The following is a 24,929-nucleotide window of genomic DNA, read 5'->3' on the forward strand; positions in this document are numbered from 1 at the left end:
TTATCCCAATTTCTTAGCCGCATTCCAATATTCATCCATTTCGGCCAAGGTCATATCGCTTAGCTGCTTGCCTGCTTTTTTGGCGCCTTCTTCCAAGTATTGAAAGCGTTTGATGAATTTCTTGTTGGTGCGTTCCAAGGCCATTTCGGGGTCTACGTTTACAAAACGAGCATAGTTGATCATTGAGAATAGCACATCTCCAAACTCATCTTCAATGTGCTTGTGATCGGCTCCTTTGTCAATCTCAACCTTCAGCTCGTTCAACTCCTCGTTCACCTTTGCCCAAACCTGTTCTTGGTTGTCCCAATCGAAACCAACACCTCTGGCTTTCTCCTGAATTCGAGTGGCCTTAACCATGGCTGGAAGTGATTTCGGTACGCCTTCCAGTACCGATGTCTTCCCTTCCTTCAGCTTCAGTTTTTCCCAATTCTGCTTCACTTCCTCCTCATCTGCCACTTTCACATCGCCATAGATATGCGGATGGCGCGAAATGAGTTTTTCGCAGATACCTTCAGCCACATCGGCCATATCGAAGGCGTTCTGTTCCGAACCGATCTTGGCATAGAAAACGATGTGCAAAAGGATATCGCCCAACTCCTTCTTGATCTCTTCCAGATCGTTGTCTAAAATAGCATCGGCCAGTTCGTAGGTTTCCTCAATGGTCAGATGGCGAAGGCTTTCGAGCGTCTGTTTCCGATCCCACGGACATTTCTCCCGTAGGTCGTCCATGATGTTCAATAGTCGTTCAAATTGTTCCAGTCTTCTGTCCATCGCTTTGGCTTTGGGGCAAAGGTGCTGATTTATGATAGATCGAGGTTGACTGCGGTACATCTTGAATCAGAATCCAACTACGAAATGGATAAAACACTATTTTTCATGGTGTAATCATGTTGAGACAAAATGTTTGGATTTTTTAAAAAGAAACTGACGCGAAAGGAACGCAGCGAAAAGTTCCTTGAATCGCATGGGGTGAAGATCAATTACCATCTTCCACATGTAGAAAGTGAGGAGGAAACCGTCCTAAGAACGCCTGAGGAAATTGCTACACGGGTTACGGCTTTGGCTTTTGTGAACATGGTGGCTTGCAATGCGGTCGATGCTGAAAAATGCATTGAAACACTCCATAAGTTCAAGCTATATGATGCGTTGACCCCCAATGAAAAAGACTTTCTGTCTGACCCGACCGAGGAACGCAAGAATACCGAATCGTGGAAATGCGAGTGCATTTGGGTCTTGCTTTGGGCGCTGAATAAGGTGGATGACCTTGGCTATCCAGACGAGCTATGCAACCTGAACAATACGACTGAGGGTGGTTACCCGCTCAAGTCAAACGTGAATCCCAATGATTACATCAAGTCCATTACAACTTCGCGCAACAAGACCGAGATACTGGATGCGAACGACCTCTATTACCGCTTGGATTGGGCATGTGTAGATGCGCGCATCAACGGGCGGGAAATCGATGGATTGATTCCTGGCGTGGTCTACGAACGGCATTACGCCCTCAATTGGCTGATCAACTACATGGACGATGAGTGGGATGATATTTCATGTGATACGTAAGCCATGAGCTGGACCGTTATCATCACGCTTGTTATTGTTGTCATCGTTGCCCGAATTGTGTGGAAACAAAAGAAGGAAGACGCGGAGAAGAAAGCGACCGAAGCATACATCGAAGAGTTGCTAGCCAATGCAACACCGGTTGAAGATCATCCTTACCATGTCCGAATGAAGGAGGCTAAGGATGCCATGATGGAGCAGATTATGGCCAAAAAGTACAGCAATGACGAAGACCTGTTGTATGACCTTACCGTTGCCAACGTGCTTTATATGCTTAATGACCCTGATAAATGGTCGTACTCCAAAGATGAGTTTGTGATAAAGCGGGAGGGGAACACCGTCCTTAGAATGCGACTGAAACTGAACTGTGAGGGAGAGGAACACCGCATTTATCAGCAGCTATTCCAGCGGATTGGAAACAACCCTTTACTACCAGATTCTTACAAGGGTATCAGTACCATGTGCGATATCTTCGGTAACGAACTCGAGAATTTCCTGTAGACGCTTCAGATCTGTTCTCGACTGATGGGGACTGGGTGGGGCTGTCAAGCGAATCACCTTGTTTCCTTCCTTATTCCACCCGCTCAACCACTCTGGTCGCCTGTTAGAGCAATGGTGAAACGAGGCCTCTTCAATTTGTTCAGAGAGCTTCCATCGGTCGGTTCGCTAAGTTTCAACGCAAGCCAAACCCTAATCCTCCCCTCCCAAGATCAATTCCCAATTTCCTTCCCGCAGTAGCTAGCGGGTTCTTTGAATAGCATCAACAGCAGCGTAAGATAAATGGAAAGCTTGCTTGGCCTCTGAGAAGATCTGCTCGGCCCGTGAGCAGATCTGTTTGGCCCGTGAGAAGATCTGCTCGGCTCGTGAGAAGCTCCTTTGCTCAAAAAAGCAGCTTCCGTGGCTGTATGCTTGATGAACTTGGCCGAGAGTAGCCATCGGACATGAGATGGAATTCGGTGGCGGATCGAGTCAAAACATTTCTCACCTTAGGAGTGTGATCCGAAAGCGCATCGTCATATGCCTGTTTCTGTTGCCGCTGCTGTATTTCAATGCGCGCTTACTGCACTCGCCAGATTTTAAGCAGTCCGGATACGGTTATCTGAACAAGGACGTATACGCGCAGCAGCAATTCTTGAAGAAGGCAATTGACCAAGGCGCAGACACCGACATGCAGCGCTATTTTCCAGAAGGTTTTGTGTTCTTGAACGTGTTGTATGGGCTTACTTGGTGCGAACTTGCTGAGCATTTAGACCATGGAATGCCCGAATTCCATGAGGCCCAAGACGAGGTGATCAAAACCTATAAAAAGCTTAGCTGGGCAACAACGGAAGCCGTTTTTCCGGAAGGAATGCAACCTGAAAGAGGTGTTTTCTATGCTGGATGGAAGAACTACCTCTTAGCTAGAATGATAAAAGGTGGATTGGATGGTGCAGATCCGCAATTCAAAGAGCAGTTCGAAAGCAATACCAACGCCATTGTAGCTGCCTATGAAGACAAAAAATGTCAGTTCTTGGATTCCTATCCCGGAATGACATGGCCAGCAGATAATGTGATTGCCGTGGCTTCGGTGGCCATTTATGATGAAGTGGAAGACCAACGGCATGCTGATTTTTTGAAAGGATGGAAACGTGGTCTGCTTCAACATTTGGATGAGAACGGTCTTATTCCACATCAGACCCAATCTGGTACAGACAGGATTGTTGAAGGGGCAAGAGGCTCGTCCCAATCATTGATGCTCATCTTTTTAAAAGAATATGCAGCAGATATTTCCTCCGAACATTTCAAGATCTATCGCTCGCTGTTTCTCACGTCCCGAATCGGTCTTCCAGGTATATTGGAATATCCGAAGGGGATTGAAGGCCATGGCGATGTAGATTCGGGGCCAGTGCTGTTCGGTGTAGGAGGCTCGGCATCCATTGTCGGAATCAGAACGTTGGCAACGTACAATGACTTTTTTGTCTCGAACGGAATACGAAACTCCGTAGAGGCTTTTGGAGTGCCCTATTCGGTTTTTGGGAAGAAGAAATACCTTTTCGGAAAAATGCCGATGGCAGATGCTTTTATCGCGTGGGCCAACGCTACGGCCATACCGGATCAGGCCTCAGAAAAAGTACCCTTCCAAGAAAACTGGAGATTGAAATGCCTTATTCCAAGCAGTATGATCATGCTTGTTCTGTTGTTCTTATTTGCACGGACTTTTCGCTAGCGTGATTCAAACTCCGGTTTCTTTCATTAGGAAACAGGAACAGAACTGTCAGAGGTCAATTCAATGGGGGTTCTTTACACCCGCTAAAACTTCCGTCTTCAGAAAATTCTCCTTTGGCGGAATAGGGCAAGAGTAGCGGTTACTGTAGGCGCAATACGGATTGTATGCCTGGTTGAAATCGATGACAATACTGTTTCCCGAAGGTATCTTGAGGTCGATAAACCGCCCTCCTCCATAACTTTCTTCCCCGTTCGAAAGATCGGTGAAGGGTAGGAACAGGTCTTCTTTAAACTCATCCATCGCTCTAAGTTGATGACTTTGATAAACATTGAGTGAATATTCTTTGCCATTTAGTTGGAAGACAACCGTGCCATAGACTTCGTAAATAGGCTTACGGTCCGTGGTTGTTTTCATTTCAAATGGTTTCGAACGCTTTGCACGGTAGAACTGGGCCGTTACACAAAAGTTGGTGTCGATGGGGAAGAATGGCAGCCCATCAAATACAAGCCGTTCATCATTTGGCAGCGGACTTTCTGTAGAATCAGCGTATTCCTTATTCAGTTTAATTCGAAAGGCCTCATTGTCGGCTATAATGGTTTTTCCATCGGTCTGAGCAAAGCATTCAGTCGTAATCAGGATGATCGTTATGATCAAAGAAGATCGAAGGGTCAATGTCATTGGCATATCTTGGTTTTGGGCCCTAAGATAGGATTACCACAGACCGCCAACGTTCAAAACCATTCTAAATTTCACATTATTGGAAGCTCAAAGCCAACCTTCCCAACTTCCTTCCCTTCCGCATCAAAGCTCTTTTCTTTAAAAAAGCAGGTGCCATTACGGTCAATTTTGATGACTGTAGAACACACCGTTCCGTAATCGGGCGTATTGATGAATTTGGCGGAAAGGACCTTTTCCAGTTCAAGGCCAACGCCCGTTTGAGGCAGCTCTTCGGTCTTAGCAAAACTGCTATCGTGCAGAATGGAGAAGAGGCTGTCAGAATCGAGTGCGTTGGTTTCAGTGGCAGCTTTCAACTTTGCTTTGCCGTCATCCACCTTGGGCCAAGATGTATTGAGGAAGGCGTTGCTCAATCCGTGAATGCCCGAAGTGATGGCTTTGATCTCGTTCTCCACATTGGAATAATAGAACAGCTTTTTGGCTGTGCCCACAATGAGGTTGAAACCGTTGTAGGCTTCCGTATTCTCAATCGATTTCAAATAAGATTCTGCGTCCTCGCTACCAATCAGGAAGTTGGAGACCAAGGTGCCACGGGTAGGGCCTTTGCGGTTGAAGAAATCGGGATGGCGGTAATTGGTGAGGAAGGCGATCTTCCCTGCCTTGTTGGTGCCAAGCCAAGTGCCCATTCCTTCCAGATCGCGGCCTGCCAATACCTCGGGATGGTCGTTCCAAAAATCAGCCTTGGCTGCTGGGCGTTTTCGAAATTCGTCCCTGTTGGCTATCAGCACGAACGGAAATTCCTCAGACTCGTTGATGGCGAAAAGACACAGACACATGGGGTAATTAAAAATGAAGAATTAATAATTAGAAATATTCACCTCAGGTAATGTAAAGAAATCCTCCGCCTTACTTCGACAGGCTCAGCACAGGCTATTCCTCGGCACCTCCTTTGAAAGGAGGACTGAGCCCCCTTCCCCTTTGAAAGGGGGTGCCACGCCCAAGCGTGGCGGGGGATTTATTTTCTCTGCATCCTTTGCGAATCCTTCGCGTCTTTGCGGTTCAATAATTATATCAAACCAAGATCAGACTGAATGGTTGTGATCTTTCCTTTCAATGCATCATGAACAGCATCGTGATCAGCCGTGTTTTTCAGTTCAGCATTCACCGAAAAATAGAACTTGATCTTCGGTTCCGTTCCCGATGGTCGGGCTGTGACAATGGTTCCATCTGCCGTTTCAAACTGTAGCACGTTAGACGAAGGAAGTCCAGTAGGGCTTTGACTTCCATCTGCCAAGTTGGTCACCTTCCCAAGTTTATAATCGCGAAGCGTAAGTACTGTCGAGCCATCCAAGGTCTTAGGTGGATTGCTGCGGAGGTCTTCCATCATTTGGGCAATTTCTTCCGCTCCAGTTTTTCCTTTTTTGGTTATGCTGATGAGGTCTTCCAAGTAGAATCCGTATTCAAGATGGATATCCATCAGCATTTCGTACAGGCTCTTTCCTTGGTTTTTCGCCCAGGCGCACATTTCAGAAATCAGCACACAGCTCAGCACAGCATCCTTATCGCGAACGATGTCTCCGGCCAAGTAGCCGTAGCTTTCTTCGCCTCCGCCAATGAACTGTTTCTTGCCTTCCAATTCCAAGATAAGCGCTGCAATGAATTTGAAACCCGTCAGCACATCGTAGCAAGGAACGCCTTTCGATTCGGATATCTTTTGGATGAGTGCCGTTGTCACAATGGTCTTGGCGGTGAACTGATTCCCGTCCAATTTGCCCAACTCGCTCCAGCGCTTAATGAGGTAATAGACCAATAGCGAACCGGTCATATTACCGTTCAAAAGTTGCAATTCGCCTTTCGTATTTCTCACTGCAATTCCCACTCGGTCGGCATCTGGGTCGGTTCCCATCACGAGGTCGGCACCAACGGCTTCGGCTTGTTCCAAGGCCATTTTCAAAGCGGCTGCCTCTTCAGGGTTCGGAGAAACCACCGTTGGGAAATTCCCATTCGGCTCATCTTGTGCAGCTATGGTACTCACGTTAGTGAACCCGAGTTCTTTCAATGTCCGTGGAACCATGGTTCCGCCCGTTCCGTGCAGCGAAGTGTAAACGATATTCAGGTCAGACTGTGCTTTCACCGCATCAGGCGAAAGGCACAGCGATTTCAACCCATCAATGTAGGCACGGTCCAACTGCTCATCTATCAGTTCAATCATCGCATCATCAGCATTCCACTTTACATCCTGCGGACCAGCAATTTTCTGCACTTCAGTGATCACGTTCTTATCGTGAGGAGCAATCAACTGACCGCCATCTTCCCAATAGGCCTTGTAGCCGTTGTATTCCTTCGGATTGTGAGATGCCGTGATGACCACACCGCTCTTACAACCCAAATGACGGATGGCAAAAGACAGTTCGGGCGTTGGTCTCAGCGCGCTGAAGAGGTAAGCTTTAATGCCATTGGCAGCGAAAACCTCAGCCGTTTTGCGTGCAAAAAGCGAAGAGTTGTTCCTAGAATCGTGCGCAATGGCTACGCTGATCGGACCATCAAAAGAATGCTTCAGGTAATTAGCCAACCCTTGAGTGGCCATTCCAATCGTATATATGTTGATGCGGTTGGTGCCCACACCCATGATTCCGCGCAAACCGCCTGTTCCAAACTCAAGATCCTTGTAGAAACTTTCGGTCAGTTCGGCACCGTTCTCATCAATCAGCGCCTGAACTGTTTTTCTGGTTTCAGCATCAAAGGCATCGCCTGTCCATTTCTTCGCTTTATCGAGTGGGCTTTCCATTTATCAGTATTTGCGGCAAAAGTACTATCCGAAGTGGATTGAAGACACAAGAACAGAAAACGCTGAGTGCTATTATTCTGTCTGCATTCGTTCCTGAAACATCTTGATCAGGTCCTCATCTGTCATTCCCATATTCTGCATGGAGAAATTGGCGTCTTCGGCCAATTTATGGTTCGGGTACTCTTGGATGAATTTTTCGTAGAAGAATCGCGCCTGAGCCGTGTCCTTATTCAGATTTTCCTCACAAAAACCGCAAAGGAAAAGTGCTTCTGGAGATTTGTAAAATGCCTTGTGCTCATCCGTGACGGTTCTGAAATACTTAACAGCCAAATTGCCTTGGCCAATTCCCATACTTACTTCACCTGCTTTAAAAAGCATATCAATGGCCAAACTGTCTTTATCACTACTGCCTTGGTAGTATCTGGAATACTCACGCACTAACTGAATGCCTGCTGCGGGGTCAGCTTTTTCATCACTGTCAGCAAACAGAATGGCTTCCATGCTGTCAATTCTGGCAAGACATTTTTCTTGATCCGTAAGTGGTTTTTTGCCTGGCTGGCAAGCAACTAGACCAATGGTCAACATGGATAAAGCAATCGCTGTTTTTTTCATCTTGGGAAACGCATTTTGTATTCTGCGTCAGTAATTCCGTTTGTAATATCTGTCAATTTTCCCTTCAGCATTCTTCGCTTTAAGGCAGGTAGATGATCGGTAAAAAGAACACCTTCAATATGGTCGTATTCATGCTGAATGACGCGTGCGGCCAAGCCATCAAATTCTTGTTCTTGAAGGTCCCAATTCTCATCGTAATATTCAATAAGGATCTTTGGTCTGCGCGAAACATCTTCGCGTATGCCAGGAATACTCAAGCAACCTTCGTTAAAATCCCACGGTTTTCCCGATTCTTCAAGAATGATCGGGTTGATGAACACTTTTACAAAACCATCCAATTCCGGATGTTCTTCACAAAATGGGGTGGCGTCCACAATAAAAAGACGGATACTCAATCCAACCTGTGGAGCTGCCAGACCAACGCCAGAAGCTTCGTACATGGTTTCGAACATGTTGTCTACCAACTGCCCAAGTTCTGGGTAATCTGGTTCAATTTCTTGGGCAACCTTCTTTAAAACGGGGTCTCCATACGCCACAATCGGCAAAATCTTGGTCTTACTCATAATCTATTCAGACTGTTCTGTTGTTCCATATAAGATTGAAGGATGATCGTTGCGCTCACCTTGTCCACCATCGCTTTATCGGCTCTCGCTTTCTTTTTCAATCCACCTTCTATCATGGCGCTGAACGCCATTTTGGAGGTGAAACGTTCGTCCATCCTGTCAACCTTCAGTTGAGGAAATTGTTTTTTCAAATTGGCGGTCATCTGGTCGGCTCCGCTAGCCGCTTGGGCAGGTTCGTTATTCAAGCGTCTTGGGTCTCCAACCACAATGCAATCAACCGTTTCCGATTTCATGTACTCGGTAAGAAATGCCATCAGCTCATTCGGATGAATGGTCGTGAGGGCAGACGCAATGATCTGCAAAGGATCAGTGGCGGCAATTCCAACACGTTTTGAACCATAATCGATGGCGAGAATTCTACCCATTTATGCCCTTTTTTGAAGCGCGGCAAAGTTAAGGATTATCTTTGCCGCATGCAGATAACCGAATTACAGGAGATAATTGATCAGACGTGGGAAAACCGCGAACTTCTCACAGCCGAAAAATCAGTGACAGCCATTCGCGAAGTAGTGGCGCTTCTTGATGCTGGAAAACTTCGCGTAGCTGAACCCAAGGGAGAAGATTGGCAGGTGAATGAATGGGTGAAAAAAGCCGTTATCATGTATTTTCCCATTCAACAGATGGAAACCATTGAAGTTGGCCCATTTGAATTTCACGATAAGATTGCGTTGAAGAAAGGGCATAAAGCTGCTGGTGTTCGCGTAGTTCCGCATGCCATTGCGCGTTACGGTTCGTTCTTAGAAAGTGGCGTGATCATGATGCCATCTTACGTCAACATTGGTGCGCATGTGGGCAGCGGAACGATGGTCGATACGTGGGCAACGGTAGGTTCTTGCGCACAGATCGGTAAGAATGTACATCTCAGTGGAGGTGTTGGAATTGGCGGTGTTTTAGAGCCGATCCAAGCAGCGCCAGTGATTATTGAAGACGATGCATTTCTAGGTTCAAGAAGTATTGTGGTTGAAGGCGTACGAATAGGGAAGGAGGCTGTTCTTGGTGCAAATGTGGTTCTTACCATGAGTACGAGAATCATTGATGTAACAGGTCCAGAGCCGATTGAAACGAAAGGTTATGTTCCACCACGTTCGGTGGTGATCCCAGGAACCTATCCAAAGGAATTTCCTGCAGGAACATACAACGTACCTTGTGCGCTCATCATCGGAAAACGCAAGGAAAGCACAGACAGAAAAACGTCTTTGAACGATTCGCTTCGCGAGTTTAACGTGGCTGTGTAGATAATGCCAGACCCGCACCATACTCTCCAAGCGCGTCACCCTGAATTTATTTCAGGCTCTTTTCAGATACTGAAACAAGTTAAGCATGACCAATCTGCATGCTTTGGTGTTTACAAGAGCATGCGGCATGGATAAAGTGCTGGTTATTCAAACCGCCTTTATCGGTGATGCCATTTTGGGAACAGCACTTCTCGAAAGGCTTCATCAAGATCATCCGAATGCCAAGATCGATTACCTCGTCCGCAACGGAAATCAGTCGCTTTTTGCAGGACATCCGTTCTTGAATGAAGTGTTGGTTTGGCACAAACAGGATGCTAAATATTCAAAATTGTGGCAAACGCTTCGGGAAATTCGAAAGAGAAAATATGACGCTGTTTTCAATATCCAACGTTACACATCAAGCGGATTTCTAACTGCCTTTTCTGGTGCGAAGGAGACGATCGGATACAAGAATAATCCGCTTTCGTTTCTCCTCACCAAATCCATTGAGCACCGATTCGGAAATGGATTTGAAAAGGTGCATGAAGTAGACCGTGTGCTTGATCTTGTAGGCCCTAATGCTATCAGAACCAACCCAAAAGTCTATCCATCAAAATCTGATTTTGACGCTGTTTCAGAGTTCAAGTCCAAACCATTTGTGACCATCGCGCCAGCTTCTGTCTGGTTCACAAAGCAGTTGCCGGCAGAAAAATGGATTGAACTGATTGATCGCATTCCAGCATCGATGAATGTTTATTTGATCGGAGCGAAGTCGGATTCAGCCGTATCAGAACAGATTTCAGATAAAACGCAACGCAAGGTTTTTGACCTGACAGGCGAATTGAAATTGCTGGAAACTGCTGCGCTGATGAAAGATGCACAGATGAACTTTGCGAACGATTCAGCTCCCGTTCATTTGGCATCAGCCGTTAATACACCCATGTGCGAAGTGTTCTGCTCAACCGTTCCTGAGTTTGGTTTTACACCGCTTTCGGATAGTTCCTACATCGTTCAAACAACTGAAAAAATGGATTGTCGCCCTTGCGGGATGCACGGTAGAGTAAGCTGTCCGAAAGGCCATTTCAACTGCGCACATTCCGTTGATGTGAACGAAATGATTTCTGTGCTGTAGGGGCGTATGGAAATACGCCCTTGTGTTACAGCATTTGATGTGCCCAACATGAATCGTATTGGTAATTTCGCGCCCCCAATGCAAATGCAGCAGCACATAACGCATCCCGTTTTTAAGCTTATTTCCGAAGCCGCGAAAGAACTCAACGTGGAAGCGTACGTGATCGGTGGCTACGTGCGCGATTGCATTCTTGGTCGCGATACCAAGGATATTGATGTCGTTTCCACCGGAAAAGGAATCGAATTGGCGCAGGCCGTGTCGAAACGCTTGGGTGGTTCCAAGATCAGCGTATTCAAACGCTTTGGAACCGCCATGATCAATCACAAGGATCTGGAAGTTGAGTTCGTAGGCGCCCGAAAAGAATCGTATTCGGAAGATTCGCGAAAACCTGCGGTAGAAGATGGCTCCATCAAAGACGACCAAGACAGACGCGATTTCACCATCAACGCCATGGCCATCAGCCTAAGCGATGGATCGTGGGGAGAATTGGTTGACCCGTTCGATGGCGTGGAAGATCTGAAAAAGGGAATTCTACGCACACCGCTCGAACCTGCCAAAACTTACAGCGATGATCCGCTTCGCATGATGCGTGCCATCCGTTTTGCCACACAGCTTGATTTTCAAATTGAGGAAGAATCGTTTCAGGCCATTTATCAGAATCGCGAGCGCATTTCAATTGTTTCTCAAGAGCGAATTACGGACGAACTGAACAAGATCATTCTGGCGAAAGTGCCTTCAAAGGGATTCAAATTGCTGTTCAATACAGGTTTGCTTCACCTTATCTTCCCCAAAATGACAGAGCTTTTTGGTGTGGATGTGATCAACGGAAAGGCGCACAAAGACAACTTTTACCACACACTGCAAGTGTTGGACAACATCTCGCAGAACACGGATGACCTTTGGTTGCGTTGGGCAGCCATTATGCACGACATCGAAAAACCGATAACCAAAAGGTTCGATCCAAAGGTTGGTTGGACCTTTCACGGTCACGAAGACCGCGGTTCGCGTGCCGTTCCAGAGATCTTCCGAGAACTGAAGTTGCCGCTGAATGAGAAGATGAAATACGTTCAGAAACTCGTGTTTTTACACTTGCGCCCCATTGCATTGGTGCAAGAAGTAGTGACAGATTCGGCAGTTCGTAGACTGCTTTTTGAAGCGGGCGATGACGTTGAAGACCTGATGACGCTTTGCGAAGCCGACATCACGAGCAAGAACGATAATCGCGTGAAGCGCTACATGAAGAACTTCGAAATTGTCCGTCAGAAAATGAAGGAAGTGGAGGAGAAGGACCGTGTGCGGAGTTGGCAACCGCCCGTTAGTGGCGAAGAAATAATGGAAGCTTTTGGAATTCGACCTTGCAGAGAGGTCGGATTGATAAAAGATGCCATTAAAGACGCGATAATGGATGGCGAAATTGACAATTCGCGGCAAGCTGCCATTGCTTTTATGGAGGCAAAAGGAACAGCGCTTGGTCTTGATTTAAGCACAAAGTTGAAATGAAAAATGAAAAACTTTCATTAGACGAAACCATTGTAATGAATAGAGGTTTAACATCCGTTTTTCGTTCAGCCCAATTTCTTTTTTTCCGTTTAGATTTGCGCAAACATGGCAGTTTATAGATTCAGAGTTTATATAGAGGATGATCACGAAGTCTATCGTGATATTGATGTACAAGGCAAGCAACGTTTTGCCGATCTTCATCGACAGATCATCCAGAGTTTCAATTTTCAGCAAGGGCAGCCTGCCGAATATTTCAGTTCAGATCAGCAATGGTATGAAGGAGATACGGTAGTTGCGCTCGACCGTAATTTGGAAGGAGATCATCAGAAGATCGTAAGTCATATCAACGTTCCGCGTCAGCGTTTTCTTTGCGTTACCATCAGCCATAAGGAAGTTGGTTTGGCATTGGAACTACAGAAGGTTTTTCCAGAAGAAGCTGGAATTGCGTATCCGCTTTGCGCCAAAAGCCAAGGCGAACCTCCTTATTACACACAACCGCCACCAGAACACATCATCGACAATTCATCATCGAACCAAGTGGAAGAAGATGATGAGGATCTGTTTGAAGGTGATGAACCTTCGGAGGAAGAAATCGAACGCATTCAGAAAGAAGCTGAGGCAGCCAGTAAAAAGGCCGATTTCAAAGCTCCTTCCATCGATTTCAGCAAGTTGGGGTCTATTTCGGATGATGATGGTGACGAAGAAGATGATGAGGATGATGACGAATCGGACGATGATGATGGCGGTGGTTTCGATGACTTCAACATGGACGATCTGATGTAATGCCTGCCAAGGCATCCAAAACCCTCATTGTGATTTGCGGCCCGACCGCAGTTGGAAAAACAGACTTTGCCATTGCATTGGCAGAGAAACTTGAAACCGAGATCATTTCGGCAGATAGCCGTCAATTGTATCGTGAAATTCCCATTGGAACAGCACAGCCAAGTAAGGAACAACTAAGTCGGGTGAAGCATCATTTCATTGCCGACCGATCCATCAATGAGGATTACAATGCAGGCATGTTTGAGCGTGATGCTTTGGATTTGCTCAATCAAGTTTTTCAGAAACATGATCAAGTAGTTTGCTGTGGCGGAACGGGGCTTTACATCAAAGCGCTTTGCGAAGGATTGGATGACATGCCTGAAGCTGACGAGGAACTCCGCGAGCAGCTCAATCAGCGTTTGGAAAGTGAAGGTTTGGAATCGCTTCAAGATCAATTGAAACAACTAGACCCTGTTCATTTCTCGAAAATGGATACGCAGAATCCGCAGCGGGTTATCCGCGCTTTGGAGGTTTGTATATCTACAGGAAAACCATTCTCATCATACCACGGGAATGAGAGAGTTAAGCGCCCGTTCAATATCATCAAAATCGGGTTGGAATTGCCGCGCGAAGAATTGAATCAGCGAATCAATAAACGCGTAGATGTCATGCTCCAAAACGGTTGGTTGGAAGAGGCGAAAGCCGTGTTCAGCCATCGTCAACTCAATGCGCTGAACACCGTTGGATACAAGGAATTGTTCGCACATTTATCTGGTGACATGACCTTAGAGGAAGCAGTCGAAAAGATCAAGATCAATACCAGACGTTTTGCCAAACGGCAGATGACGTGGTTTAAAAAGGATAGGGAGGTAAAGTGGTTCAGCCCTTCTGATGTGTCTGTTCAGAAGATGCTAGAACCTTAAAAATCAAATGCATTCTTACGTCTCGAAAGTTTGAGGTCAGAAAGGATGTTGGCCTTCACTTTCAGGTCGAAACTCCATTGCTGTTGAGCACCGAACGGAACCCATGTCATGCTGAAATCCCAACAGTGAAGATCGCGGTAAATGGTCACGGAAGTGTAGCTCAGATTCTTGCCCACGAAGTCATATCCTGAAGTAACTCCGAATTTCCACTTCGGAGTAATGTTCACGTCTCCCCAAAATTGAAGTGTCTGCACAAATCGTTGCTTCAGATTGTTTGTCAGATTATTCACTGCGAAATTGTAGCTGACGTTCAAATTCCACGGAATATTGAAATCGATGTATGCGTTCTTGTTGGCGTTTATCTGCGCCAACTCATCTGGTGTACCTTTGTTGCTTTGATAATCTTGCTTCCCTTTTCCATTCAAGCTAAAGGTCAGTGCAACGGATGCATTGGTAAGCCGCGTCAGTTGTTTGGTCTCGTTTATCAACCATCTGTTCTGTTTCACATGGTTGCTGTCTTGCGCGTATGGCGTGAACAACATTCTAACGTTCAACCCTAACTTTTCAAAAATGTGTGTGTTTCCGTTGATGCTTATATCTGAGAGGTTCAGCGAATCTGCAAAGAAATTGTATCTGGTTCCGATGCTAAACTGCTCCAGCAATTTCACCTTTTTAAAACCTGTGATGGTATCTTTCTTAGAGCGCACTTTCATTTCTAAAGTATTCCCTAAACTGAAAGTAGCTGCACCAGTGTTCACTTTCGGAGCCTGACCATAAATACTTAATGCATCGTGGTTGTAGGGAGATAAACTGGCATTGTTGCCGTAATACCCGATCTCATCTTTATTCAGCTTTGGAGTATAAAGGAAACCCACTGTTGGGTTAAAGGTGTGGCGGATGCCGCGTATCGGTCCTTTTTTGAATTGAACCAGACCATAAACCGTAGTGGTCATATTTACACTGGTGCTCACATCTCTATTACTGTAAAAACCATAGGTCGTGTCGACATCCAACTGTTGCGTCTCGTTGTTCCATTTCTTATCCAGCGTTTGAAAGAACCAACGTTCGTTGTAAGTAACCGATGGCGAAATGGTGAAATACTTGAATGCTTTGAATGAAGTGGAAATCGGAATGTTGTGGATCACTCCATTCTTCATCTTGTCAAGTATGGAACGGGTGAAGAAAGTGGAATCTGGCGATGTAACGCTGTTTTCTGTCCGTAAAGAATAGCTAAGACCGATCTTTTCGTACCAGCGCTGTTTTCCGATCTGATTCTTCCGTTTAAACGGATAGATCCGTTGCATGTTGAACGCGATCTGCGGAAGCGTTACCGTAACCAACTTATTCTGCGTGTTCTGACTATGGCTCATGTTTACGCTGATGGTGAATGGCGTTCCGATCCATCGTTTAGAAAACGAAATGTTCGATTGGAACGTGTTGGTCAGATAGTTCTGAGCATTCGTAACCAGCCCGTTCGAGAAATAATTGCTAGTTCCAGCATTAACACTTGCCTGAAACGTGGTACTTGGTCTCGATTTAGGGTCTTGCTGATGGTTCCATTTGATGAAGAAGTTGTTCTGCACCGAATAGTCGGGAAAAGCCTTCTGGCTATTTCGCAAACTATTATGGCTCAATTCAACTGAACCATTGAATTTGTAGCGTTTGTTGTATTTCGAATTTAGCCGAACTGCATAGCTGCCTTGCGTGTAAATATCGCCCGTAACGGCAAGATCCATCTTTTCGCCCAAATTGAAGTAATAACCCATGTTACGGAAGAAGAATCCCTGCGAAGGAGATTCTCCATATTCTGGAAAAATGATTCCCGATTTTCTTCCAGGCTTGGTCGGAAACAGCGCAAAAGGAACCACAAGCGGTGTGTAAACGCCTTCAAACATCAGAAATGCTGGTCCACTAACGATCTTATCGTTCGGAATAACCTTCAGCTTTTTGGCCTTTATCATATAATGTGGCTCTTCGGCATCGCAGGTGGTGTAGCCGCCATCTTCTATATAATAATGGCTTTCTTCTGTCTTCTTCACCTTCTCTCCGCGGATGTTCCCTTCGCCTTGCTGAGTAACTACATCCAAGATCTTTCCTTTTCCCGTATCAAAATTGTAGCGCATCCTTTTGGATGAGAAATTCTGATCGCCACTCTTGAATTCAGGCGTGCCAATGGTTTTTCCCAGCGAGTCCGTTACGCCTTCTGCATAAACTTCTTTGGTTGCCTGATCAATTTCAATGTAAGCCGCTTTCAACTCAATGTCCTGATAATTGATCTGCGCTTCTCCATACAGAAAGACCTTTTTGTCTTCCACACTGAAACGGATGGAATCTTTGGCGTGATACTTTATCTCATCTTCCAGATCTGTCTTTTTCTTCTTGGGCTTCAAGCTCAGACTGTCTGACGTAAGCGCGGCATTTTCAAAAAGTTTGTCGCCTGTAACGATCAGCGCTGTGTCAGGGGCCTGTGTCAGCACAGAATCTCTTTTGCCTTTCTGCGCTCGTTCGCGCATGTTTGGAATAATATTGATGGTGCTGTCAGTCGTAACCGCAGGCTCGGATTCCTGTGCGTAACCAAGGCTGGTTATCAACACCAATAACAGGCTTATTGTAAAGGTTTTTATCACAGACGCCACACTATTCAACGGTACCTCCTGTTATTCGGGGAAAAGGCTTTATTTTTAGGCGTTCAAAGCTAACCATTTCATCGGGGACACGGGTTGGACAATGATGCACGCGCAATCGATCTTGAAACGCTCAATTTTTCTATTTCTTGTATTCACGCTGAACCATTTTTTGGGGTTTGGCCAGACTTCCAATACGCCCTATCGGATTAAAACCATTGTAATAGATGCCGGACACGGAGGGAAAGATCCCGGAAACCTCGGAACCGGACGCTACAAAACCCGCGAAAAAGACATAGCGCTTGAAGTTGCTTTGCGTGTCGGCAGTTACATCAACCAGCAGTTTCCCGAAATAAAACTCATTTACAGTAGGAGTACAGATGTTTTCATTGGGTTGGATGAGCGCGCTGAAATAGCCAATAAAGCCAAGGCCGACCTTTTCATAAGCATCCATTGTAATGCATTTGCCAAGCCAACCAGTAGTGGCGTAGAAACCTACGTGTTAGGACTTCACCGTAACCAAGAGAACTTGGAAGTGGCCATGAAAGAGAACTCGGCCATCTTTTTGGAAGATGATTACAAGACAAAATATGATGGATTCGACCCGAATTCGCCAGAAAGCATCATTGCGCTAACCATCATGCAAAGCGCCTTTTTGCAGCAGAGTCTATCCATATCGTCCTATGTTCAGAAACAGTTTAGAGAACGAGTTGGTCGTAAAGACCGAGGTGTGAAACAAGCAGGATTTCTAGTGCTTCGCAGAACCACCATGCCTAGCGTACTTATAGAACTTGGGTTTTTGACCAATGCCGAAGAAGAGGATTTTCTGAATTCCGAGAACGGAAAATCATACATGTCATCGGCCATTTTCCGTGGTTTTAAAGAATACAAGGAATTGGTAGAAGATCCATTGCCTGCAGGATCGGTTGTTCAACCAGTAAAACCAGCAGAACCTACTGAAACAACCACAATAAGTGACGCTGAAAAGAAAAAGGCCGAAGCATTGGCAGCAGCTGAAAAAGCAAAACTGAAAGCAGATCAGGACGCGAAACAAAAAGCACTGGATCAGCAGAAGTTGAAAGCCGTGGCCGATTCGTTGCAACTTGCAAAACAGCGTTTGTTGGATGAGAAGACTAAGCGTGAGGAAGAGCTTGCTAAAAAAGGGAAGGAAGACGAAGCAGCAAGACTAAAAGCCAAAAGTGATTCGCTTGAGTTGGTGAAACAAGAGAAAATTGCAGAGTTTGAGCGTAAACAACGAGAGGTAGAAGAACAGAAGAAGAAGGAATTGGCAGAATTGAAAGCCAAGGAAGAAGCAGAGCTCAAAGCAAAAGAAGCAGAAGCGAAGAAGGAATTGGAGTCGAAGCAACAGGCCAAAGAATGGTTGGAAGAGATCAAGGAAGTGAAGGAAAAGGAACTGGAAGAAGCCAAGGCGAGGACAGAAATAGATGCTGAAAAGGAACGCTTAGAAGCAATCAAAAAGAAAAAAGAGGAAGAACTTGCCGAAGCCAAACGATTGGCTGATGAGAAATCTACCAAGCAAAATGGAGATTCTTTGGCAGTGCTCAGAATGATCAAAGAGCAATCTCGGATAGATTCGATCTCTAAAGCGCGGGCCGATGGAGGCCAATTCAGAAAAGACTCAATCGCGGTGGTTGAAGCTGCGAAAAAGGCGAAGATGGATTCAATTGCCGCTGTTGTTGCAGCTCAGCAAGCTCAAAAAGAAGCGTTACGCAAGGCAGAAGAGCAGGAAGCGCGCAGATTGGCCAAACTAAAGTTCGAACAGGATTCCATCGCTGCTGCTAGAAAAAAGGAAGCGGATGCAATTGCCGTAACGATTGATGCCAAGAAGGCTGCTTCGCCAGAAGAAGCAGAATTGTTGTTTTTGCAGTTGAGAAAGAAACAGCTAGAGCAACGAATTGCGCAACTTAAAGGACAAAACGTGCAGACCGTTACAACCGAAAAGTTGGAAGAGCGGACAAACTCAACACCTGAATCGGAACCAGAACATAAGGTAGATGCAGCCGTGGTTGCTGGTCTTGTGTTGAAAGTTCAGGTCGTAACGTCTTCAAAACCATTGGATAAGAACGATCTTCAGTTCAGAGGACAGGACGTTTGGCAATACGAACAAGGTGGTCTTTATAAATATACGGTTGGCCATACTCAGGATTTTGAGGAAATAACTAAACTGCAAGGCGATTTGAGGAACCTCGGATTTCAAGGAGCGTTCGTTGTTGCATTTAAGGATGGTGAGCGGATCAAGGTAGCGGAAGCTCGAGAATTGTTAACTAAATGAGTATGAAATATTCAAAGGAGATACGTACTGGTGTAATTGCCATTGCCATCATTTTCGTCTTTGTTTGGGGATATAATTTCCTGAAAGGGAACGACATTTTCAGCAAACAAAGGGTCTATTATACTACGTACGAGAACGTTGGCGGACTTACAAAGTCCAATGCAGTTACGGTCAATGGCTTTAAAGTGGGATTGGTGAAGGATGTTTATTTCGAACCTGTTCATCGCGATAAACTGATTGTTGAGTTTATGCTTACTGCTGATAATTATGAGATTCCAAAAGGAGCCAAGGCAACATTGGTTTCCGATCTACTCGGCACCACAAGCATCAATTTGGTCACTTCAAAAGATGAAGACGGAGTTGAATTGGTCGGATATTATATGGAAGGAGATACGCTTCCTTCCGAGGTAGAAGGCGCGTTGATGGAAAGCATCACCGATCTTTCGTCCAGTTTGGCCACTACCAAGATGAAAGCCGACAGGTTATTTGATTCGCTCGATTCTCTGGTTGTTGATATTCGAGATGTTTTGGGTCCTGGAGATCGTGAATCAAGTGTAAACAGAGCGATCACCGATCTTGCCAAAACAATGGACAACCTCAAAAATGCATCCAGCAAAATTGATGGTATCCTTGCTCAGGATGGACAACTAGGCAGAATTCTGGCAGATGTGGAAGGCTTTACCACCACGCTGGATGAGAACAAGGATGAGATTGACAACCTGTTGAATAACCTTTCAACCTTGTCAGATTCGTTGGCCGCAGCCGAATTGGCCGCCACAATAAATAATGCAAACAAGACTTTTGCTGAGTTGGCAGAAGCAATGGAGAAGATCAATAACGGAGAAGGAACGATCGGTAAACTGTTTAAAGATGACTCGGTTTACAATAATCTTGAAGCTGCAACAAGAGACCTTGACAGCTTGTTTATTGACATAAAAGCAAATCCAAACCGATACGTGCATGTGTCGGTTTTCGGTAGAAAAGAAAAGAAAAAGAAGTAAGCTAAAACCATGGAATACATTCCTCAGATACTGTTCCTTATCATGCTGGTGGTCGGTTTCGGCCTGTTTGCAAAAAGTGCAGCACGAATAAGAAGAAACATCCTTTTAGGAAAAGACATCGATAGAAGTGATAACCCTTCGCTTCGGTTGAACACAATGCTCCGCGTTGCTATGGGCCAATCGAAAATGGTCGTTCGGCCAGTTGCCGGAACCTTGCATCTTATCGTGTACATCGGTTTTATCCTCATAAACATCGAAGTATTGGAGATTGTGATCGATGGTCTATTCGGAACGCATCGCATTTTTGCTCCAGTATTGGGCGGAGTTTACACCGCAGCCATAAACTTCTTCGAGATTCTGGGCGTGCTGGTTATCATTGCCTGCGCCATCTTCTTATATAGAAGAAATGTGATGAAGATCGGTCGTTTCCACAGCACCGAAATGAAAGGTTGGCCATTCAAGGATGCCAATTACATTCTCATTATTGAGATTGTGCTGATGACAGCTTTGCTGGTTATGAATGCTGCAGAAGCCAATTTCCCTGATGATCATCGTGCAGCAGGTCCATTCCTAATTAGTGGAATGCTTGCGCCATTGTTTTCTGGTATGGGTTACGAGACACTTCATCTTATAGAACGTGCTTGTTGGTGGGCGCATATTGCAGGGATCCTGTTCTTCTTGAACTACCTGCCATATTCAAAGCACTTCCACATTATGTTAGCATTCCCGAACGTTTATTATTCTAATCTCAAACCTAAAGGTCAGTTCAATAATCTTGAATCGGTTAAGAAAGAAGTAGAGTTGATGATGGATCCAAATGCTGATCCGTATGCAGCCGCGCCAGAACCAGATCCAAATGCTGCGCCACAGCGTTTTGGAGCTAAAGATGTTCAAGATCTGAGTTGGGTTCAGCTGATGAATGCATACAGCTGCACGGAATGCGGTCGTTGTACTTCAAATTGTCCTGCAAACATTACGGGTAAGAAATTGTCTCCGCGTAAGATCATGATGGACACGCGAGATCGTTTGGAAGACGTTGGCGCCATCATTGACCTTAACAAAGGAACATTTGTGGATGATGGTAAATCCTTACTTCACGATTATATCACACCAGAAGAATTGTGGGCCTGTACTTCGTGCAACGCATGTACAGAAGCTTGTCCTGTAAACATTGATCCGCTAAGTATCATTATCGATCTGAGAAGATACTTGGTAATGGAAGAATCATCGATGCCGGCACCGCTAGCACCGGTTATGAGTAGTTTGGAGAACAACGGAGCTCCATGGCAGTTCTCGCCATCAGACAGATTTAATTGGGCCACCGAAGAAGCATAAGAAAGACATGAGCGAAGTATTGAAAGTACCTACGATGGCCGATATGATGGCCGCTGGCGAAACTCCAGACATCCTTTTTTGGGTTGGATGTTCGGGCAGTTTTGACGATCGGGCCAAGAAGATCACAAAAGCAATTGTGAAAATTCTGAACAAGGTTGATATGAAATTTGCTGTGCTTGGAGTGGAGGAATCTTGTACTGGCGATCCGGCCAAACGTGCAGGAAACGAATTCACCTTCATGATGCAGGCGATGAGCAACATCCAAGTGATGAACGCTTATGAAGTAAAAAAGATCGTTACGGGTTGTCCGCATTGCTTCAACACCATTAAGAACGAATATCCTGAGCTAGGAGGGAAGTACGAAGTAATCCACCACACGCAATTGGTTCAGCAACTTATTGATGAAGGAAAGTTGAAGGTTGAAGGTGGGGCTTTTAAAGGCAAGAAGATCACCTTTCACGATCCGTGCTATTTGGGAAGAGGAAATGGAGAATACGAAGCTCCACGTAGTGTGATTGAGAAGTTGGATGTGGAATTGACTGAAATGAAGCGTTCTCGTGCCAACGGACTTTGCTGTGGAGCAGGTGGCGCCCAGATGTTCAAAGAGGCAGAGCCAGGCAATAAGGAAATCAATATGGAAAGGGCAGAGGAGGCTTTGGCCTTGAAGCCAGATGTAATTGCTACGGGTTGTCCGTTCTGCAATACCATGATGACGGATGGCGTGAAATACAACGATAAGCAGGACGAAACACAAGTGCTGGATGTCGCTGAACTGATTGCGCAAGCGAACGATCTGTAAAGAGCTTTCAGTCCACAGACGATAGACCATGGACAATCGTCAATTGAAGCAATAATCGCTGTGGACTGTTGACAATGGACTATCGACTTTCAAGATGAAAACAACGCTCGAAACATTCCAAACATTCGCGACTAACTCACGAACGTGGGTTTATCAATCATCGCGCAATCTCACAGATGCCGAAGCTGCTGAATTGAAGCAATTGGCAAGTGGTTTTGCTGCCGAATGGAAAAGCCACGGAGCATCGTTGAAAGCTGCTGCTGATGTGCTTTACAATCGCTTTTTGGTGATGATGGTGGATGAAGATGCTGGTTCAGCCAGTGGATGTTCCATCGATAGTTCTGTAGCACAGATCCGATCCATCGAGCAGAAATTGAACATTGATCTTTTTGACCGACTGAATTTAGCCTATCTCAATTCTGATAATGAACTGGAGACGGTGCACTCTAACAAGATCTCAGATGCTTTTGAGCATGGCGCATTAACAGAAGAGACAACCGTTTTCAATAACATGGTGATTTCCAAAACAGAGTTGGAAACGGGTTGGAAAATTCCGTTGATTCAGAGTTGGGCGGGTAGTAGAGTGAAAGTCCTTTAATTTGCTAATTGGATTTTTTAAGAATCCTGCTTTCGCTTCTGTATGTTCCATGTTCCAAAGTGAATCGTTCACTTATCGTTCCTGAATTGCCATTTATGAAGATTTCAATTTTCTCTTCAGTAGCACTCCAGTATCCATCCTTTTTAACGTTTGTTTGTGTTGATCCGTTAGCGGCCTTAGAACGGTGTTCCCACGTAGCTGTTCCATCGTCCTTAAGCGAGTAGATTTCAGAGTCCAAGCCATTTTCGTAATCATCCACTTCTACCATGTATTTGCCTGAAAGACTTGTATACAGTGGGTTGGTTTTGATGTATTCACTTTTTTCACTTTCTAGTTCATTCTCTGAAACTTGGTGTTTAGGAGAGGAGCAACTAATAACAAGAATGCAGACTACTAAGTTGAGATGTTTCCAGTTCGATCCTGACATGTTTCTTAATTATTTACCACTCAAAAATATCCTTCATTTCTTCAGGCCTGTGCTCAATTCGCCAATTGAAACCTTCCAGTTTCATGTCGCTGAGGTTGATCAGAGTTAGCGGATAAAGTGTAGCATCTGGTTCTGTGAGAAAAGTGATGTCTTTCACTTTATTCTTCTCGATTTTGATGATCAGATTACTGGCTTTTGCCTTATTCACGTTATCGGGTTGAGCGCCATCTTCGCCTGCAAAATAGATGGTTTCGCCATTGCCTTCCACAAACACGCGCCTCAGTTTCTGTTCGTGGAAAAAACCGGTCATGTAGCGGCCTTTTATCTGATTGAACATGGCGCTGTCTTCCTCCGAGATGATCATCGAATTCTCTTTCATAAAAAGCCGATCAATTCGGTTATTCCTGTTCTGTATCCACATACTATCAGCGGTCAGTTGGTTTTCATCTGACCAAAGAATCGGGTCGCGATAAAGTCGGATGGTAGAATCAGCGTATGAATACACCAACGAATCGCACTTTCCGCGCATGTCAGGTTTAAAGAACTTAGCGTGATGGAAAGCGAAGAGGATTCTGCGGTCTATCACGGTATCTACAATGCTCAAAAGCGTATCAGCATGCAGAAACAGCGAATCTGCGCCCATATCTTGGATCATTACCGCACTGTCGGTCAGTAGAACCATGTCGCCCACTTCGTAGTATTTGGCGTGTTCTCCCGTCAGAATAATATCCTGCGCGGTATCTGAAACCACTACGTTCCCAATCGCCAAGCCGTAGCCATATTTCTTGTTGTAGTACAGGCTATCGGCCAAAATGGATTGATCGGAACTTAGAACCGTGGCCTTGTTGCTGAACTGCGCAATATCAAGCTCGGTATCATACCAACCGAAATTGCAGAGAATCGTGTTTTCATCACTAATAATGGTCGTTGGACCAAGGAAGAAAGACACTTCAGTCTTTGCATTGTATCTCAGTGTATCGCAATAAAGCGTGTATTGCTTATTTACCAGTTTCACGCTGTCTTTGAAGAACATTTCCTCAAGCGTGCTGTAGTAGTAGCCAATTCTGCTGGTGAGGGTATTCTCACTGTCTACAATTTTTCCGCCCGTATTATACCAAGCTTGTTCAGTGGCCATGTTGTAGTCCAACTTTTGGCTGGTCAAGGTCATTTCACTGTCCACCAGTTTAACGTTGCGTTTCGCTTTGGCAAATTCCGTGTTGCCGTTGTAGTTCAGCTCTTCGCACCACATTTTTATGCTGTCGCCTTTGTTGATGACCACGCGCGAAAAGGCGTCCATGCTATTGTCTTCGTACAGATAGGCGCTATCGCAATTCATGATGGTGCCTTCGTGTTCGAAAATCACGTTGCCGATAAGTCTTCTTGCTTTGTGGTCAAGACCTTCATCATACTCCAAAACCTCTGCGTTCAGAAGTTCAATGCGTTTCTTTTTCTCCTCTTGTGCAGAAGAGGACAGCGCTACGCTGATGAGAACAGAAAGGAACAGGAAACGGCAATACATGGTTGCCAAAGTTAACTTCCCTGATGCCTTTCGATGGTGGATTTCCAAGAAAGATACATGGCATTGAAGTGGTCGATGCATTCGGTAAGAAAAGGTGCATCGATCAACTTATGCAGGTTGCCCAAATTTTCAATCTGATCGATGGTGATCTTGTAGGATTGTTCCATTGGACCTGCTTCCATCTTCACTGTATACTTTTCGTTGTATTCAAAGATGGTGATGGTAATGCTCGGATGTGGAATGTGGCCTACGACTCTCATTTTATCTTACACAGAGATTTGATTGAGAAAAAGAGAAACACAGAGGCTTGGTAGTAGATCGAAACGCTGTGCTTCTCT

The 24,929-nt window shown here is 45.3% G+C and carries 24 protein-coding genes; 13 read left to right on the forward strand and 11 right to left on the reverse strand.

The window, feature by feature from the left end; translation table 11 throughout:
- The gene (mazG, locus tag K9J17_08025; protein ID MCF8276665.1) at positions 1-771 is read right to left on the reverse strand and encodes a nucleoside triphosphate pyrophosphohydrolase; all 771 of its coding nucleotides are present in this window, start codon (positions 769-771) and stop codon (positions 1-3) included.
- A 129-nt stretch (positions 772-900) separates the two neighbouring features.
- Here mazG and K9J17_08030 point away from each other — a divergent pair, with 129 nt between their 5' ends.
- The 3 genes from K9J17_08030 (at position 901) to K9J17_08040 (ending at position 3,766) form a co-directional block, all read left to right on the forward strand.
- Positions 901-1,563, forward strand: coding sequence for a DUF4272 domain-containing protein (locus K9J17_08030; protein MCF8276666.1), 663 nt, complete (start codon positions 901-903; stop codon positions 1,561-1,563).
- A gap of 3 nt (positions 1,564-1,566) precedes the next feature.
- Positions 1,567-2,061 carry a hypothetical protein gene (locus tag K9J17_08035; protein MCF8276667.1) on the forward strand — a complete coding sequence of 165 codons (495 nt, stop codon included), beginning with the start codon at positions 1,567-1,569 and terminating at the stop codon, positions 2,059-2,061.
- A 445-nt stretch (positions 2,062-2,506) separates the two neighbouring features.
- The gene (locus tag K9J17_08040) at positions 2,507-3,766 is read left to right on the forward strand and encodes a hypothetical protein (protein MCF8276668.1); all 1,260 of its coding nucleotides are present in this window, start codon (positions 2,507-2,509) and stop codon (positions 3,764-3,766) included.
- A gap of 60 nt (positions 3,767-3,826) precedes the next feature.
- Here K9J17_08040 and K9J17_08045 read toward each other — a convergent pair whose 3' ends face one another.
- The 6 genes from K9J17_08045 to ruvX all read right to left on the reverse strand — a co-directional run bounded on the left by K9J17_08045 (position 3,827) and on the right by ruvX (position 8,829).
- Positions 3,827-4,444: a DUF1684 domain-containing protein gene (locus tag K9J17_08045; protein MCF8276669.1), complete on the reverse strand. Its 618-nt coding sequence runs from the start codon at positions 4,442-4,444 to the stop codon at positions 3,827-3,829.
- Between the two features lie 71 nt (positions 4,445-4,515).
- Positions 4,516-5,277, reverse strand: a complete 762-nt coding sequence (locus K9J17_08050; protein MCF8276670.1) for an NRDE family protein — start codon at positions 5,275-5,277, stop codon at positions 4,516-4,518.
- A 230-nt stretch (positions 5,278-5,507) separates the two neighbouring features.
- On the reverse strand, positions 5,508-7,229 hold the full coding sequence (locus tag K9J17_08055) for a phospho-sugar mutase (protein MCF8276671.1): 1,722 nt from the start codon (positions 7,227-7,229) through the stop codon (positions 5,508-5,510).
- 72 nt (positions 7,230-7,301) lie between these two features.
- On the reverse strand, positions 7,302-7,841 hold the full coding sequence (locus K9J17_08060) for a tetratricopeptide repeat protein (protein ID MCF8276672.1): 540 nt from the start codon (positions 7,839-7,841) through the stop codon (positions 7,302-7,304).
- On the reverse strand, positions 7,838-8,404 hold the full coding sequence (def, locus tag K9J17_08065) for a peptide deformylase (GenBank protein ID MCF8276673.1): 567 nt from the start codon (positions 8,402-8,404) through the stop codon (positions 7,838-7,840). The genes K9J17_08060 and def overlap by 4 nt, the downstream gene beginning before the upstream one ends.
- Positions 8,401-8,829: a Holliday junction resolvase RuvX gene (gene ruvX, locus K9J17_08070; GenBank protein MCF8276674.1), complete on the reverse strand. Its 429-nt coding sequence runs from the start codon at positions 8,827-8,829 to the stop codon at positions 8,401-8,403. The genes def and ruvX overlap by 4 nt, the downstream gene beginning before the upstream one ends.
- 48 nt (positions 8,830-8,877) lie before the next feature.
- Between ruvX and K9J17_08075 the strand changes: the two genes are divergently transcribed.
- The 5 genes from K9J17_08075 (at position 8,878) to miaA (ending at position 13,995) form a co-directional block, all read left to right on the forward strand.
- On the forward strand, positions 8,878-9,699 hold the full coding sequence (locus K9J17_08075; protein ID MCF8276675.1) for a 2,3,4,5-tetrahydropyridine-2,6-dicarboxylate N-succinyltransferase: 822 nt from the start codon (positions 8,878-8,880) through the stop codon (positions 9,697-9,699).
- A gap of 127 nt (positions 9,700-9,826) precedes the next feature.
- Entirely contained in the window at positions 9,827-10,810 is a 984-nt protein-coding gene (locus K9J17_08080; GenBank protein ID MCF8276676.1) for a glycosyltransferase family 9 protein, read from the forward strand.
- A 78-nt stretch (positions 10,811-10,888) separates the two neighbouring features.
- A complete protein-coding gene (locus K9J17_08085) occupies positions 10,889-12,310 on the forward strand; it encodes a CCA tRNA nucleotidyltransferase (GenBank protein ID MCF8276677.1) in 1,422 nt (473 codons plus the stop codon).
- Between the two features lie 105 nt (positions 12,311-12,415).
- On the forward strand, positions 12,416-13,093 hold the full coding sequence (locus K9J17_08090; GenBank protein MCF8276678.1) for a plasmid pRiA4b ORF-3 family protein: 678 nt from the start codon (positions 12,416-12,418) through the stop codon (positions 13,091-13,093).
- Positions 13,093-13,995, forward strand: a complete 903-nt coding sequence (miaA, locus tag K9J17_08095) for a tRNA (adenosine(37)-N6)-dimethylallyltransferase MiaA (protein MCF8276679.1) — start codon at positions 13,093-13,095, stop codon at positions 13,993-13,995. The genes K9J17_08090 and miaA overlap by 1 nt, the downstream gene beginning before the upstream one ends.
- On the opposite strand, the gene K9J17_08100 is transcribed toward miaA, so the two are convergent.
- A complete protein-coding gene (locus K9J17_08100; GenBank protein MCF8276680.1) occupies positions 13,992-16,589 on the reverse strand; it encodes a hypothetical protein in 2,598 nt (865 codons plus the stop codon). The two genes, miaA and K9J17_08100, sit on opposite strands and share 4 nt — an antisense overlap.
- Positions 16,590-16,725: 136 nt before the next feature.
- On the opposite strand from K9J17_08100, the gene K9J17_08105 reads away from it, so the two are divergent.
- From K9J17_08105 to K9J17_08125, 5 genes are all read left to right on the forward strand, one after another.
- A complete protein-coding gene (locus tag K9J17_08105) occupies positions 16,726-18,912 on the forward strand; it encodes an N-acetylmuramoyl-L-alanine amidase (protein MCF8276681.1) in 2,187 nt (728 codons plus the stop codon).
- 2 nt (positions 18,913-18,914) lie between these two features.
- Entirely contained in the window at positions 18,915-19,913 is a 999-nt protein-coding gene (locus tag K9J17_08110; protein ID MCF8276682.1) for an MlaD family protein, read from the forward strand.
- A gap of 9 nt (positions 19,914-19,922) precedes the next feature.
- The gene (locus tag K9J17_08115) at positions 19,923-21,248 is read left to right on the forward strand and encodes a (Fe-S)-binding protein (protein ID MCF8276683.1); all 1,326 of its coding nucleotides are present in this window, start codon (positions 19,923-19,925) and stop codon (positions 21,246-21,248) included.
- A gap of 7 nt (positions 21,249-21,255) precedes the next feature.
- Positions 21,256-22,047, forward strand: a complete 792-nt coding sequence (locus K9J17_08120) for a (Fe-S)-binding protein (GenBank protein ID MCF8276684.1) — start codon at positions 21,256-21,258, stop codon at positions 22,045-22,047.
- A gap of 94 nt (positions 22,048-22,141) precedes the next feature.
- Positions 22,142-22,645, forward strand: a complete 504-nt coding sequence (locus K9J17_08125) for an ABC transporter ATPase (GenBank protein ID MCF8276685.1) — start codon at positions 22,142-22,144, stop codon at positions 22,643-22,645.
- Between the two features lie 4 nt (positions 22,646-22,649).
- Here K9J17_08125 and K9J17_08130 read toward each other — a convergent pair whose 3' ends face one another.
- The 3 genes from K9J17_08130 to K9J17_08140 are packed head-to-tail and all read right to left on the reverse strand — an operon-like array spanning position 22,650 to position 24,851.
- Positions 22,650-23,072, reverse strand: a complete 423-nt coding sequence (locus K9J17_08130; GenBank protein ID MCF8276686.1) for a hypothetical protein — start codon at positions 23,070-23,072, stop codon at positions 22,650-22,652.
- Positions 23,073-23,085: 13 nt separating this feature from the next.
- Positions 23,086-24,591, reverse strand: a complete 1,506-nt coding sequence (locus K9J17_08135) for a hypothetical protein (GenBank protein ID MCF8276687.1) — start codon at positions 24,589-24,591, stop codon at positions 23,086-23,088.
- A gap of 11 nt (positions 24,592-24,602) precedes the next feature.
- A complete protein-coding gene (locus tag K9J17_08140) occupies positions 24,603-24,851 on the reverse strand; it encodes a hypothetical protein (GenBank protein MCF8276688.1) in 249 nt (82 codons plus the stop codon).
- Between the last annotated feature and the right edge of the window lie 78 nt (positions 24,852-24,929).

This window comes from Flavobacteriales bacterium (genome assembly GCA_021739695.1).
Taxonomy (GTDB): domain Bacteria; phylum Bacteroidota; class Bacteroidia; order UBA10329; family UBA10329; genus UBA10329.

Excerpts from the sequence above, each read along its gene's own strand:
- miaA (MCF8276679.1), top strand. The coding sequence starts at position 13,093 with ATGCCTGCCAAGGCATCCAAAACCCTCATTGTGATTTGCGGCCCGACC.
- mazG (MCF8276665.1), bottom strand. The coding sequence starts at position 771 with ATGGACAGAAGACTGGAACAATTTGAACGACTATTGAACATCATGGAC.
- K9J17_08105 (MCF8276681.1), top strand. The coding sequence starts at position 16,726 with ATGCACGCGCAATCGATCTTGAAACGCTCAATTTTTCTATTTCTTGTA.
- K9J17_08075 (MCF8276675.1), top strand. The coding sequence starts at position 8,878 with ATGCAGATAACCGAATTACAGGAGATAATTGATCAGACGTGGGAAAAC.
- K9J17_08030 (MCF8276666.1), top strand. The coding sequence starts at position 901 with ATGTTTGGATTTTTTAAAAAGAAACTGACGCGAAAGGAACGCAGCGAA.
- K9J17_08060 (MCF8276672.1), bottom strand. The coding sequence starts at position 7,841 with ATGAAAAAAACAGCGATTGCTTTATCCATGTTGACCATTGGTCTAGTT.
- K9J17_08125 (MCF8276685.1), top strand. The coding sequence starts at position 22,142 with ATGAAAACAACGCTCGAAACATTCCAAACATTCGCGACTAACTCACGA.
- K9J17_08080 (MCF8276676.1), top strand. The coding sequence starts at position 9,827 with ATGGATAAAGTGCTGGTTATTCAAACCGCCTTTATCGGTGATGCCATT.
- K9J17_08135 (MCF8276687.1), bottom strand. The coding sequence starts at position 24,591 with ATGTATTGCCGTTTCCTGTTCCTTTCTGTTCTCATCAGCGTAGCGCTG.
- K9J17_08130 (MCF8276686.1), bottom strand. The coding sequence starts at position 23,072 with ATGTCAGGATCGAACTGGAAACATCTCAACTTAGTAGTCTGCATTCTT.
- K9J17_08085 (MCF8276677.1), top strand. The coding sequence starts at position 10,889 with ATGCAAATGCAGCAGCACATAACGCATCCCGTTTTTAAGCTTATTTCC.
- K9J17_08140 (MCF8276688.1), bottom strand. The coding sequence starts at position 24,851 with ATGAGAGTCGTAGGCCACATTCCACATCCGAGCATTACCATCACCATC.
- K9J17_08040 (MCF8276668.1), top strand. The coding sequence starts at position 2,507 with ATGGAATTCGGTGGCGGATCGAGTCAAAACATTTCTCACCTTAGGAGT.
- def (MCF8276673.1), bottom strand. The coding sequence starts at position 8,404 with ATGAGTAAGACCAAGATTTTGCCGATTGTGGCGTATGGAGACCCCGTT.
- K9J17_08055 (MCF8276671.1), bottom strand. The coding sequence starts at position 7,229 with ATGGAAAGCCCACTCGATAAAGCGAAGAAATGGACAGGCGATGCCTTT.
- K9J17_08035 (MCF8276667.1), top strand. The coding sequence starts at position 1,567 with ATGAGCTGGACCGTTATCATCACGCTTGTTATTGTTGTCATCGTTGCC.
- K9J17_08045 (MCF8276669.1), bottom strand. The coding sequence starts at position 4,444 with ATGACATTGACCCTTCGATCTTCTTTGATCATAACGATCATCCTGATT.
- K9J17_08050 (MCF8276670.1), bottom strand. The coding sequence starts at position 5,277 with ATGTGTCTGTGTCTTTTCGCCATCAACGAGTCTGAGGAATTTCCGTTC.
- K9J17_08110 (MCF8276682.1), top strand. The coding sequence starts at position 18,915 with ATGAAATATTCAAAGGAGATACGTACTGGTGTAATTGCCATTGCCATC.
- ruvX (MCF8276674.1), bottom strand. The coding sequence starts at position 8,829 with ATGGGTAGAATTCTCGCCATCGATTATGGTTCAAAACGTGTTGGAATT.
- K9J17_08115 (MCF8276683.1), top strand. The coding sequence starts at position 19,923 with ATGGAATACATTCCTCAGATACTGTTCCTTATCATGCTGGTGGTCGGT.
- K9J17_08120 (MCF8276684.1), top strand. The coding sequence starts at position 21,256 with ATGAGCGAAGTATTGAAAGTACCTACGATGGCCGATATGATGGCCGCT.
- K9J17_08090 (MCF8276678.1), top strand. The coding sequence starts at position 12,416 with ATGGCAGTTTATAGATTCAGAGTTTATATAGAGGATGATCACGAAGTC.